The sequence below is a fragment of the Microbacterium sp. MMO-10 genome (genome assembly GCF_037148715.1).
Classification (GTDB): Bacteria; Actinomycetota; Actinomycetes; order Actinomycetales; family Microbacteriaceae; genus Microbacterium.
This window is the reverse complement of record NZ_JBBCSV010000007.1, coordinates 1-13,735: the sequence shown is the minus strand read 5'-3', so window position 1 is coordinate 13,735 and position 13,735 is coordinate 1. Positions and strand designations below refer to the sequence as shown.

The following is a 13,735-nucleotide window of genomic DNA, read 5'->3' as shown; positions in this document are numbered from 1 at the left end:
CGGTGATCGACACGATCGTCATCGGAGCGCGGGTGCGCTCGCTCGACCCCGGGACCGCCCAAGGAGCCGACGCCGTCGCGATCGCCGACGGACGGATCACCGCCGTCGGGCCCCGATCCGAGATCCTCGCTCTCGCCGGATCCGGGACCGAGCTCATCACCCACGCGAGCGGGACGATCGTCCCCGGCCTCGTCGACGCGCACAGCCACCCGATCTACAGCCTCGGGATCGTCCGCGGACTGGCGCTGACCGGCGTGCACACCTATGCCGAGCTCGTCGCCGCCCTCGAACGCGGTCGCGAGGAGCAGGCCGGGCAGGAGTGGTTCCTCGCCTGGGGGCTGGATCCGAGCGCGTTCGAGGGACGCCCGATCGGCAACGCCGCGCTGCACGAGGTGCTCGGCGCCGACCGCCCGGCCTACATCAAGATGTTCGACGCGCATTCCGGCATCGCCTCGGCGTCGGCCCTGGCCCGCGCGGGGATCGACGCTCCGGTGACGCATCCCGACGGATCGGGCGCGGCGGGGGATGAGCACGGCGTCCTCACCGGCCATCTGATCGAGTTCCCGACGATGGAGATCGTGGAGCGGGCGCTCCCCGCCCTGGGATTCGAGGACCGGGTCGCCCAGCTGCGCGGCCTGCTCACCGACATGGCGGCCGTGGGCATCACCGCCGCGCACGTCATGGACCTGCAGGACGACGACGGGCTCGATCTGCTCGCCGCGATCGAGGCCTCCGGCGACCTGCCGGTGCGCCTGCGGATCTCGCCCTGGGTGACGCCCGAGACGACGGATGCCGAGGTCGACGCGCTCATCGCCCTGCAGGGCCGCGGCGGCCGTCGCTACCGGATCGAGGGCGTGAAGTTCTTCATCGACGGCACGGTCGAGGGCGGCACCGCCTGGCTGGCGTCCCCCGACGCCGAGGGCGAGGGGCTGGCGTCCGCCTGGGCGCCCGCCGAGGCCTACGCCGCACGGGTGCGGCAGTTCGACCATGCCGGCGTTCCGACGGCGACCCATGCGATCGGGGAGCAGGGGATCCGGTTCGTCGCGGAGACGCTCGCCGCGCTGCCGCCCGGCGGCGTCCCCCACCGCATCGAGCACATCGAGTCGGTCGAGGACGACGTCATCGCGCTCATCGGCACGAGCGGCATCGTGGCGAGCATGCAGCCCACGCACTGCACGCACCATGTGCGCGGCGACGGCTCGGACGACTGGTCGCGACGCCTCGGTCCGGAGCGGGCCGCGCGCGCCTGGCTGACCGCCGACGTGCGTCGCAGCGGGGCCGTCCTCGCCCTGGGGTCCGACTGGCCGGTCGCCGCTTTCGATCCGTGGGAGATCATGGCGGACGCACAGGGACGCCGCTCCGTGGCGACTCCGGGATCCGCGCCCGTGCGGGCCGATCAGGCGCTCAGCGCCGCCGAGGCCCTGGAGGGGTACACGACGCACGCGCATCGCGCCGCCGGATCCGACGGCGGCCGGCTCGTCCCGGGCGCTCCCGCGGACCTCGTCGTGGTCGACCGCGACCCACTGACCGTCTCCCCGGAGGAGCTGCTCGAGGCGCGCGTGCTGCTCACCCTCGTCGACGGGCGGCCGACCGGCGGACACTGACGGACGGCCGACCGGCGGACGCTGACGGGCGGACGCCGCGCGCCTAGGCTGACGCCATGACCGCCGACACCCGCGCCCTGCTGCAGCGGCTCCATGCCGAGGCCGTGGCGCAGGTCGGCGCGGCCGATGCCGCGCTTCAGGCGCTCCTGCACGACCGGGAGGGATCCCATGACGACGACGAGCACGACCCCGAAGGCGTGACGCTGTCGTCCGAGTGGTCCCGTCTCTCCGGCCTCGCCGACGCCGCGACGGCCAAGCGACGACAAGTCGACGACGCGCTCGCCCGCCTGGACGCCGGCGACTACGGCGTCTGCCTGTCGTGCGGCAGGCCGATCCCCGCGGCCCGGCTCGAGGTGCGTCCCTTCGCGGAGCACTGCGTCTCGTGCGCCGAGAAGCTCGGACGCTGACCCGCCCCCGCGTCCGGATCCCGCCCGGATCCTGTCCGGATCCCGCTTTGCGGAGTTCTCCGAACTTTTTTGTGACGAATCCGTCCCGGCCACCGTCAATGAGGTGACGTCGCAGAAGGCGGCACGACCGAAGGGGAAGAGCACATGGCGAACGACATCACCACCGGCAAGCAGACCGCGCAGACCGCCACGGGACAGACCGTCGCCGGGCAGACCGGCAAGACCACGATCGAGGACGCGGTCGTCGCGAAGATCGCCGGCATCGCGGCCCGTGAGGTCCCCGGCGTGCACGCGCTCGGCGGCGGGGCCGCCCGGGTGGTGGGCGCCATCCGTGACGCGCTGAACTCCACCGATCTCGCCCAGGGCATCGGCGTCGAGGTCGGCGAGCGCCAGGTCGCCGTCGACGTCACGCTCGTCGCCGAGTACCCGGTCTCCCTGCAGGACCTGGCGTCCTCGGTCCGCACGGCCGTCTACACCGCGATGCAGGAGCTCGTGGGCCTGGAGGTCACCGAGGTCAACGTCACCGTGAACGACGTGCACATCCCGTCCGACGACGAGGACGACGAGGCGCAGGAGGCGCGAGTCCGGTGAACGCGAGCATCATCGGCGCCGCCGTGGGGGCGGTGCTGGCGCTGACCTGGGTCGCCTTCGGCTTCTGGGCCTTCCTGTTCGTCGGTCTCGCGATGCTCGCGGGCGTCGGGATCGCCCGGCTCGTCCGCGGCGACATCGACCTGCACGGACTGGTCCAGGCGCTGCGCGGGCGACGCACCTCGTCATGAGCGCGGGGGTGGCGTCCGCGCCGGCACCGGTCCAGCGCGGACGCACGATCCTCACGGCCCGTGCGCTGCACCGCCTCGGGGTGGGCATCGTCGCGGACGCGTCCGGTGCGGATCCCCGCGAGATCGCGCTGCGCTGGACCGACGCGAACGGAGGGCTGCACGCCGCCGTGACGCTGCCGCTGGCGGTGCGCGACGAGCGAGGGCGCACGCTCGAGGAGCGGGGGGCCGAGCTGCGGTCCTCCCTGGTGGGCGGCATGCGGGAACGGGCGGGGCGACGGGTGAACGGAGTGGATCTGCGATTCTCCGGCGTGCGCCGCGAGAAGACGAGGAGAGTGCGATGAACGAGCGGGAGAGGACCGTGGGCCGGCGCCTGCTGCGCCGTGAGCTCCGTGCCGCGCGTACGACCCCCGCGGTCGTCGTCGCCGTGGTGCTGCTGGCGGCCGCCGCCGCGCTGGCCGTCCTGGCCGTGTGGGCCGGGGTCGACGCGACGGCCGCATCGACGATCGACACCGGCGCCGCGGGTGTGCGGACGGCCTGGGCCGAACCGTCGTGGCGCGCAGCGATCGCCGCGGGGGCGGCGGTCGTGGGCCTCGTGCTCGTGGTCCTCGCCCTCGCGCCCGGGCATCGCCGCCGGCACGGACGCGCGGCGGAGCGGGTGGAGCTCGTCGTCGACGACGGCCTGCTGGCCGACGCCGCGGCCCACGCCGTCGCCGAGCGCTGTGCGCTTCCGGCGTCCCAGGTGTCGGCGACCGTGACCGCGCGCCGGGTGCTCGTGCGCATCCGCCCCGTGAGCGGCGTGCCCGTCGACCGGACGGGTGCGGCCGACGCCGCGGGGCGCGCACTGGGCCGACTGGGCTTCACGGCCCGGCCGGTCGTGACGGTCGCGGCAGAGGGGATCGTCGCATGATCTCCTCGACCAAGATCCTGAACCGCGCGCTGCTGCTGCTGGCCGGCCTGGCCGCGCTCCTCGGCGCCCTGCTCGCGGCCCGTCCGCTCCTGCCGGCCGCGCTCGTCACCCCGTGGTGGCAGCCCGCACTGCACCTGATGGACGACGCGGCGGAGGCCGTGGGGTCGTGGCGGATCGCCCTGCCCGGCGGATCCCTGAACGGGACGCAGATCGCGGTCGTGGGCCTCGGCCTCCTCCTCGTGGTCGCGCTGCTCGCGTTCCTCGGGACGCGTCGCCGTCGCCGCGCCCGCACGGTGCTGCGGTTCGCAGACGACGCGGGCAGCACGGCCGTCGACGAGACGATCGCGGACGCGGTGCTCACGGATCCGCTCCGTCGGCGCGCCGACGTGCTCTCCACGCGCACGCGGGCGTACCGCGTCGCGGGAGCGACGGCCCTGCGGGTCTCGGTCGTCCCGCGCTCCGGTGCGGACCTGACCGCGCTGCTGACGGAGGCGCAGAGCGCTGTGGCCGAGTGGGACGCACTGAGCGGCGCGCGGGCGCCGATCGTCGTGCACCTCGCGGACCGGGGCGGTTTCGATCGGCTCCGCTCCTCCGTCCGAGCACGATGAGCACCCGCGCACAGAGACCATCACGCACAAAGACATCACGACGACCGGCGCCGGACGCGCCGGGTTGAGGAAAGGAACGAGCATGAGTCTGAAGGACAAGGCCGAGGCGAAGGGCCAGCAGATCGCCGGCAAGGCGGAGGAGGCCCTGGGAGAGGCCGCCGGAAACGACGAGATCGCCGATCGCGGCCGTGAGCACCAGGCGGAGGGGCGCCTGAAGGAGGCGGTCGAGGACGTCAAGGAGACGGTCGCGGACGCCGCGGAGAAGGTCAAGGACGCGGCGCAGGACGTCGCCGACAAGGCGGGCCGGTTCTTCAAGAAGTGACCGGCGTCGCCCCGGCCGGAGCCGGCGAACCGAACGGAGAACCGGGGGTCCCCCGGCTTCCTCGTCGTCGGACGGCATCGGGACGCGTGACACGTCGACGCCGTTCCCGCCTCCGCGCGGGACGGCAGGCGATCATGGGGTCCGTGCTGCGGCGCGGCCCCCATGATCGCGACAGGAACGACCGCCTCGAAGGGAGAGTGATCCATGACCGGCCATGAGGGGAGACCGGCCCTCGACGACGCGGACGACCGCACCATCGCGGGTCGCGCCTCCGACGGGGACGTGGAGGCGTTCGCCGTGCTCGTGCGGCGCTACACCCCGCTCCTGCGCGCCTATGCGCGCCGGATCCTCAGCGGGACCGCGAGCGTGGACGACATCGTCCAGGACAGCTTCATCACGGCATGGCAGCGCCTGCCGGAGCTGGACGACCCGGGACGGGTGCGCGGCTGGCTCATGCGGATCGTCAGCAGGAAGGCGATCGACGAGGTCCGCGCCACGCGACCGCACCTGGACCTGGACGGCGTGGAGGGCCTCGAGCTGCCCTCCCGCCCCGGCGACGGCCCCGCGCAGCGCACCGAGCGGCGGGCCGAGCTGACCGCGCTCGCCGACGCGCTGCAGGAGCTGCCCGACGCCCAGCGCGAGTGCTGGGTGCTGCGCGAGATCGGCGGCTGCTCGTACGACGAGATCGCCGAGCAGCTGGAACAGCCGGTGAGCACGGTGCGCGGCCTGCTCGCCCGCGCACGCAAGCACATCATCGTGCGGATGGAGGAGTGGCGATGACCCGCGACGACAGCACAGGATCGCATCCCCTCGGCTTCGAGCCCGAGGATCTCGACGGCCACACCATGGACGAGCTGGCCGACTACCTCGACGCCGGCCGCCGGCCCGCCGACCCCTCGATCGACTCCTCGCCGGGGTGCCGGATCGCCCTCGACGCGCTCGAACGGCTGCGCCGCCTCGGCCCCGCGCTCCTCGACCGGGACACCGCGGCCGAGCCGCAGGCGGACGAGAGCTGGGTCGCCTCGATCATCGGCGGCATCGCCCGCGACGCCCGGGCGGGACGCCGCATCCCCTTCCCGGTCTCCGAGCCGGAGGACGACCTCGGCATCACGGAGGGCGCCGTGCGCGGACTCGTGCGCTCGGCCGGCGACGCGATCCCCGGCGTCCTCATCGGCCGGTGCCGCCTCGACGGCGACGTGACCGTGCCCGGATCCCCGATCCGGATCGAGGCGGAGGTCAGCGTCCCTTACGGCCGGCCCCTCGCCCCCCTGGCCGAGCGCCTGCGCGCCGAGATCGGCGATCGGCTGCGCGGTCACACCGAGCTGAACATCACCGAGGTCGACATCATCGTGCACGATGTGAGAGACCTGCCGACGGGCGGAGGCGACGAGCGATGACCGAAGACGAAGCCGCCGAGCTGGCGGCGCGCATCGAGCGCGACCTGCTCGCCGAGCCCGGGGTGGCCGTGCTGTACCCCGCGTCCGGCGGCGTCCTGCTGCGCGAGGCGGCGGCGAAGCTCGTCGGCGCCGACGACACGGGCCCGCGCGTCGTGGTCCGCACGGGCGAGCCGGTGCAGGTCGACGTCTCCCTCGGCGTCGACCGCAGCCGCCCGGCCGGCGAGACCGCCCGTGCGGCGCAGCGCATCATCCGGAGCACCGCGTCCGTCGCCGTGCGGATCCGCGTCACGGTCGCCCATGTGGATGCCTCCCCCTCCGCCGGAGCTGACACCCCTCACCCGAGGTGACGATCAGCACGCGCTGTCACGATCGGCACACGAACCGCCGGTGCCGCCTGTGCTGATCGTCGCACCGTGTGCCGATCGCGACAGCGCGGGCGGCGTCGCGCACCGTGACGGACCACCAGAATGGATCCATGACCGCCGACGCCGACGTCCTCGCCCGCGCCCTCGCCGCCGACGCCCCGCTCACCTGGGTGCTGACCGGCGACTCCATCACGCACGGGCTCGTGCACACCCAGGGCGGGCGCACCTACGCCGAGCACCTGCACGAGGTCGTGCGCGGCGAGCTCGGCCGCGTGCACGACGCACTCATCGACACGGCGATCAGCGGCTGGCGGATCGTGCAGCTGCTCGACGACTTCGACCGCCGGGTCGCGACGTGGCGCCCGCAGGTCGTGACGGTCATGATCGGCACGAACGACTGCTCCGACGAGGGCGTGTTCCCGGTCCTCTCGCCCGCGGAGTTCGCCGCCTCGCTCACCGCGTTCGTCCGCCGGGTGCGCACGCTCGGCGCGATCCCGGTGCTGCTGACGCCGCCCGCCGTCGACGTGCCGAACGCCCCCGAACGCGGCCGGATCGCGGAGTTCGCGCAGGCGACGCGCGACGTCGCCGCGGCCGAGGACACGATCCTCGTCGACGTGTTCGCCCGCTTCGCCGCCCTCGGCAAGGGCGGTGTGCCGTGGGGGCTGATGAACGACCCGTTCCACCCCAACGCCACCGGCCACGCCGCCCTCGCCCTCGAGCTCGTCGCCGTGCTCGGGCTGGATCCGGTCGACTCGCGCGTGCTGCCGAAGCTGCGCGCCGACGTCGCCGCGGGCCGGCTGAACCCCTAGGCCGCGTGCGCCGTCGCGGAGGGTCGACGGGAGGCGGATCTGACGAGACCGCTGAGACCCGGCGTCCGTCGATGACGGCGCGGATCCGAGCGGCATAGGCTGAGGGCATCATGGATCCTCTGCAGCAGGTCCTCCAGTGGCTCGGCCACTACTGGTGGATCATCTTCCCCGTCATGGGCATCGCCGGCGGAATCGCGCGACGGTGGGAGATCGGCGCTCGCCGCCGGCACGAGCGCCGCATGGAGACCCTGCGCCTCAAGGGCGAACTCAAGGCCGCACAGTTCGCCGCCCGGGGCGGCGTCGCCCCGCAGCTGTCGCCGCGCCGGGCCGCCGCACAGCAGGAGAACTCCGCGAAGGAGCTGCTGCAGCGGCTGTTCGCCGAGCACGACGAGATCACCGCGCGCTGGCTGGACTATGAGCTCGACGTCGCCAAGATGATCGCGTTCCCCGCGATGAGCGACGGTCGTCAGCCGCTGACGGCGGCATTCCTGCGCGCAAAGAAGACCGCCGACGCCCTGCGCCCCTCGTCCGCGGACGCCAAGGTCGCCGAGCAGCAGGTCTCCGAGTACCTCGACGCGGTCGGCGCCTACGCGGTCGCCTTCGAGGTCGCGGAGAAGGACGCGCGGCGCCTGCGCGACTCCACCTTCACCGACGACGAGCGCAAGCGTCTCGAACGCGCCCAGCACATGCTGAAGGTCGCCGTCGATCAGTCGGCGACTCCGGCTGAGCGCCAGACGGCCTATCGACGCGTTCGCGAGGAGCTCGACGGGCTCATCGACCTCTCCGACGCCGCGGTGGAGAACCTCGAGAAGAAGGTGGCTCTGCAGCTCGAACAGGGCCATGCCGCAGCCCCCGCCGCCTCGGCCGAGGGGACCGCGACGGAACCGGTCGCGCACGAGGCTCCCGCCCCGCTCCCGGAACCGCTGCCGGTGCGGGAGCCGCGCACGGATCCGCTCCGGCAGGCCGCCCCGCTGCCGCGCCAGGAGCCCTGAGCCGATGGTGGATCAGGCCCCGCTGCGCGTCGGCCTCATCGGCGCCGGCGGGATCGCCGCCGCGCACCTCGATGCCTGGCAGGCGCTCGGCGCCGACTGCGTGATCTCGTCGCGGTCCCGGCCCGAGGCGCTCGCGGCGCGGTTCGGCGTGGCGATCGCCGAGGACGCCGAGGCGCTCATCGACCGCGTCGACGTCGTGGGGATCCTGACCCCCACTCCCACGCACCTCGATCTGGCCCTGCGCGCGGTCGCCCGCGGCCGCCACGTCGTGTGCGAGAAGCCGCTCGCGACGAGCGCCGCCACGGCCCGGACGATCGCCGATGCCGCGGCCGACGCCGGGGTGCGGCTGTTCCCCGCGCATGTGGTGCGCTACTTCGCGGCGTACCGGCGGATCCAGGAGCAGGTCGCCGCCGGGACGATCGGAGCGCTGCGCTCGCTGCGGCTGAGCCGTGCCGGCGCGGGCCCGACCACGGCGTGGTTCTACGACGAGGGCGCGGGCGGAGGTCTCATCCGGGACCTGCTCATCCACGACATCGACCAGGCGCTGTGGCTCGCCGGCCCCGTGGCGTCCGTGGTCGCCCGGCAGGATCCGCCGAGCGTCGACGGCCGCCTGTCAGCTCCGGTGACGGCGTCCGTCGAGCTGCGCCATGGGACCGGGGTGACGACCCGGATCGACGGCGGCTGGCTGGGCGAGGGCGCGCCCTTCCGGACCACGATCGAGGCGACGGGGTCGGCCGGGGTGCTCGCGCACGACAGCGCCGCGGCGGAGGCGCCCGCTCGCGCCGATGCCTCCGGTGCGGACGGCGCCGACGCCGGGTACCTTCCGCCGCAGACGGAGGACCACCCCTACCGCGCCCAGATCGCCGACTTCGCGGAGGCGATCCGCACGGGGCGGCCCGCGCGGGTGACCCCGGCCGACGGCATCGCCGCCGTGGCCGTGGTGGACGCGGCCTACGCGTCGATCGCCGCGGGCGGCGCCGCCGTGCCCGTCCCGGCGTAGGGCGGGCCCGTCCCGGCATAGGCCGCGCCCGTCCCGGTGCAGGGCGCAGCGGCGGTCAGGGGATCAGGATCCGTACGGGGTCCGGTAGTCGAACCACCAGCCGCCGCGGAACGGATAGCAGGAGCGGTGCACCTTCGTCCACGACGAGTTGTAGGTCCGCTCCGCCGCCTTGCACTTCGCATAGGTGCCGTAGGGCCCCATCGAGGTGACGGAGTACGCGTTCGCCGGGATGACCGTCCCGAGCACCAGCGCGCCCGACAGCGCACCCGCGAGAACCAGCTTCCTGCCGAGTCCGAGCTTCTTCATGATCTCCTCCGATCGTCCGGGCGGACGCGTTCCACGTCCTGCGCCGAGCCTCCCGCATGGCGTCCGCGCCGCCAATGGGGAGAACTCCCCATCCTCATCGGCGGCACCGCGCGTTCCCGGATCCGGGCGCAGCGCGGGAGCGGATCCCGCGCTGCGCCCGTGCCGCGTGCGCTCAGGGCTGCGGGTAGTAGGCCTTGCTGCCGATGGGGCCGTCGATCGTGAAGGATCCGTTCTTGTAGATCACCTTCGTCACGCCGAGGTTGGGCACGCCGGCCGGCGGCATCGTCGGGGCGGCGCCCGTCGTGTCGCGCATGTCCGGGGCGCCCGCGAAGCACGAGATCGAGAGGCCGCTGGAGACGACGAACACGGTCTTGTCGTTCTTGTTCACGGCCTTGGTGGCGATCTCGGTGAGGGCGTCGGTCATGCGCGCGTCGACGTCCGAGCAGTCCTCGGCCGGCAGACCCAGCTCCGGGGCGTCGGCGACGGCCTTGATCGCCGTCATCATCCCGTACAGGCCGTGCTGGGCGATCGCGATGCCCTGCATCGTCTGCCACCCGCCGTTCTGCCCGTTGGCGTCGGCCGGGGCGAGCGGGGCCGCGTCATGGTCGATCGTGTAGCCGAGATGCTCGGTCGCGGCCGTCCACAGCTCCTTGTTCTCCTTGCCCTCGTACTTGCCGAAGTTCACCTCGCGCAGCCGGGCGTCCTGGGTCACGGTCAGCTTCGACTGCCCCGCGCCCTCCAGCGCATAGGTCGCGGTCTCGAAGTGCCGCTTCCCGTCGGCCGAGTAGGCGGCGGCGAACCGGCCGACGGCGGCGGCGAGGTTCTTTCCCACGGCGGCGGCGAGCGGACGCCCCTCGTCGAGCTTGCCGACCGGCGCCGTCGCGATCGGCTTCGTGCCGACGAGCAGCGGCGAGTCCGACCAGCCCTGCACCGTGTCGGTCTGGTTCAGGATGGTGCGGCCGTGCCGGGTCAGGTAGATCGTGACGACGCGGTCCGGCTTGCTGTTGCCGGCTCCGACGGCGGTCGACGGCTGCGCGGCCGCTGCCGAGACGGCCGTGAGGGTGGTCGCCGCGAGCAGCGCGGCGGTGACGGCCGCGGTGCGGATGATGCTCTTCTTCATTCTTCTTCTCCTTGAGGGTGGAGGATCCGGGCGCGACGGTGCACCCGGATCCCGTTCGGGGGTCTTGCGCGGATCGGCGGCTCAGAGCGCGAGCGGCGCGCTCACACGGATGTCACGGGATGAGGCTCCGACCCGGATCTCGGCGGTGCCGGCCGCCGGCGCCCAGCCGTGCGCGTCGACGTCGTAGTAGGAGACGGTCCTCCGGGGGATGCGCACGGTGACGCGCTCGGAGCCGCCGGGGTCCACCCGCACCTTCGCGAACCCGGCGAGCTGCTGCGGCGGCATCGGCACGGGAGCGACGACGTCGCCCGCATAGACCTGGACGACGACCGCTCCCGGGCGCCCGCCGGTGTTGCGCACGGTCACGGTCGCGGTGCCCGCCTCATCGCCGTCCGACGGCACGACGACGAGATCCTCGAACTCCCACGTCGTGTAGCCCAGGCCGTGCCCGAACGGGAAGGCGGGCTCCAGGTCGTGAGCATCGAACGCGCGATACCCGACGAGCACCCCCTCGTCGTAGTGCACCCGGCCGTCCACCCCCGGATAGGTGCGGGCGTCGCGGGCGGGCGTCTGCGAGAGGGCGACCGGAAGGGTCAGCGGCAGCCGTCCGCCGGGCTCCGCAGCACCGGTGAGCACCCGTGCGAGCGCATCGCCCTGCGCCTGCCCCGGATACCACGCCTGCAGCAGCGCGGCCGGGTCCGCTCCCCACCCCGTGACGTCGACGGGCGCACCGGTCATCAGCACGACGACGGTGCGCGGGTTCGCCGCGAGCACCGCGCGGATCAGGTCGTTCTGGCCGCACGGCAGCTGCATGCTCGGGCGGTCGTCGGCTTCCGCCTCATAGCTGCGCACGACGACCACGGCGACGTCGGCGGCGGCCGCGGCCTCGGCCGCGCGCGCCACGTCGGGCGAGAAGACCCCGGCCGGCGGCACCCAGCCGAGCCGCAGCTTCGCCCCGAGCAGGAACCCCTGGGAGGGGTGGTCGGCGGCATAGGACATCCGGATCCCGTAGGCGCGCCCGGCCTGCAGCCGCACGACGACCTCGTCGACCGAGACGTCGGGCTGCCCGCCGTCTCCGCCCCAGCCGTACGGGCGGGGCTCGTCCTCGGCGGGGCTCTCGGCGGCCTCGGCCGCCACGAGGTCGATCACGGTGTCCGTGTCGGCGACGACCTCGGCGGATCCCGATGCCGCCACCACCCTGCCGTCGAGCTCGAACGTGTACGAGCCGAGCGTCGTGATGACGAAGCGGTAGGAGCCCGTGACCGGCACCGTCAGGGTTCCGGTGTAGCGCGCCGACATCTGCGCGTTCAGCTCCGTCGGGAGCTTCTCGTACCGGGCCGACGCGGCGTTGAAGCCGGGGAAGTTGTGGAAGCCGTGCATCAGCTCGACCTGGCCGTCGATCCGGGACACCAGCGGTTCGCCGTCGAACGAGGGGTTCGCCCAGTACTCGGCCTGCAGGCCGACCTCGCCCGAGGGCGCGCGGAAGAAGCTCGAGCCGATGGGGTCGGCCCCGGGCAGCAGCGCACCGGGGGTGACCGGATCACTGCCGTGCTCCACGACGATGTCGACCTCGTCGCCGAGCGCGCGACGGAGCCCGTCGAGGGGCGACACGCCACGGGTCGGGTTCACCTGGGAGCTGCCGCCGCCCTGCGCGCTCCAGGCGTCGACGTCGGGGCCGATCAGCGCGACCCGGCGCACGCCGCGAAGCGGCAGGATCCCGTCGTTGCGCAGCAGCACCATGCCGTCCTCGGCGATCGCCTGGGCGACGTCGTGGTGCTGATCGACGGCGAACTCGGCGACCCCCACGGGGTTCTCCGCCTGCCCCATCCCGATCAGGGGACGCAGGATGTTGCGCACCTTCTCGTCGACGACGGCCTCGCTCACGCGTCCGTCGTGCACCGCGGCCAGCAGCTGGCCGCCCCAGAAGCCCTCGTTCGGCTGCTCCTGGTCGAGTCCCGCGTTCGCCGCCTCCGCCGTGGAGTGGTTGGCGCCGTAGTCGCTCATGATCCAGCCCCGGAACCCGAAGTCGTCGCGCAGGATGTCCCGCAGAAGCTGCGGATGCTCGCACGCGTAGTCGCCGTTGAGGCGGTTGAACGAGCCCATCATCGAGGCGACCCCGCCCTCGCGGACGAGCGCCTCGAACGGCGGCAGATACAGCTCGTGCATGGTGCGCTCGTCGATCACCGCGTCGACGCTCGACCGGTGGTCCTCCTGGTTGTTGATCGCGTAGTGCTTGGCGCAGGCCTGCACGCCCTGGTCCTGGATGCCGCGCACGACGGCGACGCCGATCGCCGACTGCAGCAGCGGGTCCTCCCCGAACGACTCGAACGTGCGCCCTCCGACGGGCACCCGCGCGATGTCGACGGCCGGTCCCAGTGAGACGTTGTGGTCGGTCGCCCGGCACTCCACCCCGATGACCGTGCCGTAGGCGGACGCCTGCGCCGGATCCCAGGTGGCGGCGAGAGCGATCGGCGCCGGCAGCGACGTGGCCTTGCCCCCGTGCACGTCGCCCTTGTTGATCCGCACCCCGGCCGGTCCGTCCGCCATCTGGATGTCCGGGATCCCGAGCCGCTGCACTCCTTCGGCGAAGAAGCCGAAGTTCCAGTTCAGGTCGCCCGTGACGAACGCGACCTTCTCCTCGAGCGAGAGCTGCGCGAGGATCCCCTCGACGCGCTCGTCGGTGGCTGCGGAATCCCAGTCGGCGCCGGACTTCTCAGACATGTCACCCTCCATCGGGCCTGGCGCATCGCCTCGTTGCGATGCGCGAATGGCACCGAGTCTGGCGTCAATACCTAAACGAGTCAAGTATTCGATCGCGATGAGTCGAACAATCCCTTAATTGCTTAGGTTTTCGATTCAGCTATGCCAGGATGAGCGCCATGACCGCGCCCCTGCCGTTTCAGGACCCTTCGCTGCCGACTGCCGTGCGGGTGGCTGATCTTCTGGGTCGGTTGTCGGTGGAGGAGAAGGTGGGTCAGATGCTGCAGTTGGATGCGCGGGATGATCTCGCTGATCATGTGCTGCGTCGTCATGTGGGGTCGGTGTTGCATACGTCGCCGGAGCGGATCGTGGAGGCGAATCGGTTGACGGCGCTGACGCGGTGGGGGATCCCGTTGCTG

17 protein-coding genes and 1 pseudogene are annotated in these 13,735 nt (G+C 73.1%); 15 read left to right on the top strand and 3 right to left on the bottom strand.

The features are described from left to right. The first annotated feature begins 2 nt into the window (after positions 1-2). The 14 genes from WFJ17_RS18505 to WFJ17_RS18440 all read left to right on the top strand — a co-directional run bounded on the left by WFJ17_RS18505 (position 3) and on the right by WFJ17_RS18440 (position 9,190). Positions 3-1,604, top strand: a complete 1,602-nt coding sequence (locus WFJ17_RS18505) for an amidohydrolase (protein WP_336649196.1) — start codon at positions 3-5, stop codon at positions 1,602-1,604. A gap of 56 nt (positions 1,605-1,660) precedes the next feature. Next, positions 1,661-2,011, top strand: a complete 351-nt coding sequence (locus WFJ17_RS18500) for a TraR/DksA family transcriptional regulator (RefSeq protein WP_336649195.1) — start codon at positions 1,661-1,663, stop codon at positions 2,009-2,011. A 144-nt stretch (positions 2,012-2,155) separates the two neighbouring features. After that, entirely contained in the window at positions 2,156-2,602 is a 447-nt protein-coding gene (locus WFJ17_RS18495) for an Asp23/Gls24 family envelope stress response protein (protein ID WP_251448057.1), read from the top strand. Further along, positions 2,599-2,790, top strand: a complete 192-nt coding sequence (locus tag WFJ17_RS18490; protein WP_292888219.1) for a hypothetical protein — start codon at positions 2,599-2,601, stop codon at positions 2,788-2,790. Before WFJ17_RS18495 ends, WFJ17_RS18490 begins: the two co-directional genes overlap by 4 nt. Beyond that, positions 2,787-3,131: a hypothetical protein gene (locus tag WFJ17_RS18485; protein ID WP_336649194.1), complete on the top strand. Its 345-nt coding sequence runs from the start codon at positions 2,787-2,789 to the stop codon at positions 3,129-3,131. Before WFJ17_RS18490 ends, WFJ17_RS18485 begins: the two co-directional genes overlap by 4 nt. Next, positions 3,128-3,697, top strand: a complete 570-nt coding sequence (locus WFJ17_RS18480) for a hypothetical protein (RefSeq protein ID WP_251448048.1) — start codon at positions 3,128-3,130, stop codon at positions 3,695-3,697. Before WFJ17_RS18485 ends, WFJ17_RS18480 begins: the two co-directional genes overlap by 4 nt. Then, complete coding sequence (locus WFJ17_RS18475; RefSeq protein ID WP_336649193.1) at positions 3,694-4,305, top strand: hypothetical protein; 612 nt, start codon at positions 3,694-3,696, stop codon at positions 4,303-4,305. Before WFJ17_RS18480 ends, WFJ17_RS18475 begins: the two co-directional genes overlap by 4 nt. An 82-nt stretch (positions 4,306-4,387) precedes the next feature. Further along, positions 4,388-4,627, top strand: coding sequence for a CsbD family protein (locus WFJ17_RS18470; protein WP_336629146.1), 240 nt, complete (start codon positions 4,388-4,390; stop codon positions 4,625-4,627). Positions 4,628-4,831: 204 nt separating this feature from the next. After that, positions 4,832-5,407: an RNA polymerase sigma factor gene (locus WFJ17_RS18465; RefSeq protein WP_292888229.1), complete on the top strand. Its 576-nt coding sequence runs from the start codon at positions 4,832-4,834 to the stop codon at positions 5,405-5,407. Continuing rightward, positions 5,404-6,024, top strand: a complete 621-nt coding sequence (locus WFJ17_RS18460) for a hypothetical protein (protein WP_292888232.1) — start codon at positions 5,404-5,406, stop codon at positions 6,022-6,024. The genes WFJ17_RS18465 and WFJ17_RS18460 overlap by 4 nt, the downstream gene beginning before the upstream one ends. Further along, positions 6,021-6,371 carry a hypothetical protein gene (locus WFJ17_RS18455; protein WP_336649192.1) on the top strand — a complete coding sequence of 117 codons (351 nt, stop codon included), beginning with the start codon at positions 6,021-6,023 and terminating at the stop codon, positions 6,369-6,371. The genes WFJ17_RS18460 and WFJ17_RS18455 overlap by 4 nt, the downstream gene beginning before the upstream one ends. A 128-nt stretch (positions 6,372-6,499) precedes the next feature. After that, on the top strand, positions 6,500-7,198 hold the full coding sequence (locus WFJ17_RS18450; RefSeq protein WP_336649191.1) for an SGNH/GDSL hydrolase family protein: 699 nt from the start codon (positions 6,500-6,502) through the stop codon (positions 7,196-7,198). A gap of 110 nt (positions 7,199-7,308) precedes the next feature. Then, positions 7,309-8,190 carry a hypothetical protein gene (locus WFJ17_RS18445; RefSeq protein ID WP_336649190.1) on the top strand — a complete coding sequence of 294 codons (882 nt, stop codon included), beginning with the start codon at positions 7,309-7,311 and terminating at the stop codon, positions 8,188-8,190. Between the two features lie 4 nt (positions 8,191-8,194). Beyond that, entirely contained in the window at positions 8,195-9,190 is a 996-nt protein-coding gene (locus WFJ17_RS18440; RefSeq protein WP_336649189.1) for a Gfo/Idh/MocA family protein, read from the top strand. Between the two features lie 63 nt (positions 9,191-9,253). Here WFJ17_RS18440 and WFJ17_RS18435 read toward each other — a convergent pair whose 3' ends face one another. The 3 genes from WFJ17_RS18435 to WFJ17_RS18425 form a co-directional block, all read right to left on the bottom strand. Beyond that, positions 9,254-9,496: a hypothetical protein gene (locus WFJ17_RS18435; protein ID WP_292888244.1), complete on the bottom strand. Its 243-nt coding sequence runs from the start codon at positions 9,494-9,496 to the stop codon at positions 9,254-9,256. Between the two features lie 172 nt (positions 9,497-9,668). Continuing rightward, the gene (locus tag WFJ17_RS18430; protein ID WP_336649188.1) at positions 9,669-10,616 is read right to left on the bottom strand and encodes a histidine phosphatase family protein; all 948 of its coding nucleotides are present in this window, start codon (positions 10,614-10,616) and stop codon (positions 9,669-9,671) included. Between the two features lie 81 nt (positions 10,617-10,697). Further along, positions 10,698-13,337 carry a glycoside hydrolase family 3 protein gene (locus WFJ17_RS18425; RefSeq protein WP_336649187.1) on the bottom strand — a complete coding sequence of 880 codons (2,640 nt, stop codon included), beginning with the start codon at positions 13,335-13,337 and terminating at the stop codon, positions 10,698-10,700. A 158-nt stretch (positions 13,338-13,495) separates the two neighbouring features. Here WFJ17_RS18425 and WFJ17_RS18420 point away from each other — a divergent pair. Further along, a pseudogene (locus WFJ17_RS18420) lies at positions 13,496-13,735 on the top strand (beta-glucosidase); the annotation flags it as partial.

Excerpts from the sequence above, each read along its gene's own strand:
- WFJ17_RS18500 (WP_336649195.1), top strand. The coding sequence starts at position 1,661 with ATGACCGCCGACACCCGCGCCCTGCTGCAGCGGCTCCATGCCGAGGCC.
- WFJ17_RS18495 (WP_251448057.1), top strand. The coding sequence starts at position 2,156 with ATGGCGAACGACATCACCACCGGCAAGCAGACCGCGCAGACCGCCACG.
- WFJ17_RS18485 (WP_336649194.1), top strand. The coding sequence starts at position 2,787 with ATGAGCGCGGGGGTGGCGTCCGCGCCGGCACCGGTCCAGCGCGGACGC.
- WFJ17_RS18480 (WP_251448048.1), top strand. The coding sequence starts at position 3,128 with ATGAACGAGCGGGAGAGGACCGTGGGCCGGCGCCTGCTGCGCCGTGAG.
- WFJ17_RS18475 (WP_336649193.1), top strand. The coding sequence starts at position 3,694 with ATGATCTCCTCGACCAAGATCCTGAACCGCGCGCTGCTGCTGCTGGCC.
- WFJ17_RS18470 (WP_336629146.1), top strand. The coding sequence starts at position 4,388 with ATGAGTCTGAAGGACAAGGCCGAGGCGAAGGGCCAGCAGATCGCCGGC.
- WFJ17_RS18465 (WP_292888229.1), top strand. The coding sequence starts at position 4,832 with ATGACCGGCCATGAGGGGAGACCGGCCCTCGACGACGCGGACGACCGC.
- WFJ17_RS18460 (WP_292888232.1), top strand. The coding sequence starts at position 5,404 with ATGACCCGCGACGACAGCACAGGATCGCATCCCCTCGGCTTCGAGCCC.
- WFJ17_RS18455 (WP_336649192.1), top strand. The coding sequence starts at position 6,021 with ATGACCGAAGACGAAGCCGCCGAGCTGGCGGCGCGCATCGAGCGCGAC.
- WFJ17_RS18450 (WP_336649191.1), top strand. The coding sequence starts at position 6,500 with ATGACCGCCGACGCCGACGTCCTCGCCCGCGCCCTCGCCGCCGACGCC.
- WFJ17_RS18445 (WP_336649190.1), top strand. The coding sequence starts at position 7,309 with ATGGATCCTCTGCAGCAGGTCCTCCAGTGGCTCGGCCACTACTGGTGG.
- WFJ17_RS18440 (WP_336649189.1), top strand. The coding sequence starts at position 8,195 with ATGGTGGATCAGGCCCCGCTGCGCGTCGGCCTCATCGGCGCCGGCGGG.
- WFJ17_RS18435 (WP_292888244.1), bottom strand. The coding sequence starts at position 9,496 with ATGAAGAAGCTCGGACTCGGCAGGAAGCTGGTTCTCGCGGGTGCGCTG.
- WFJ17_RS18430 (WP_336649188.1), bottom strand. The coding sequence starts at position 10,616 with ATGAAGAAGAGCATCATCCGCACCGCGGCCGTCACCGCCGCGCTGCTC.
- WFJ17_RS18425 (WP_336649187.1), bottom strand. The coding sequence starts at position 13,337 with ATGTCTGAGAAGTCCGGCGCCGACTGGGATTCCGCAGCCACCGACGAG.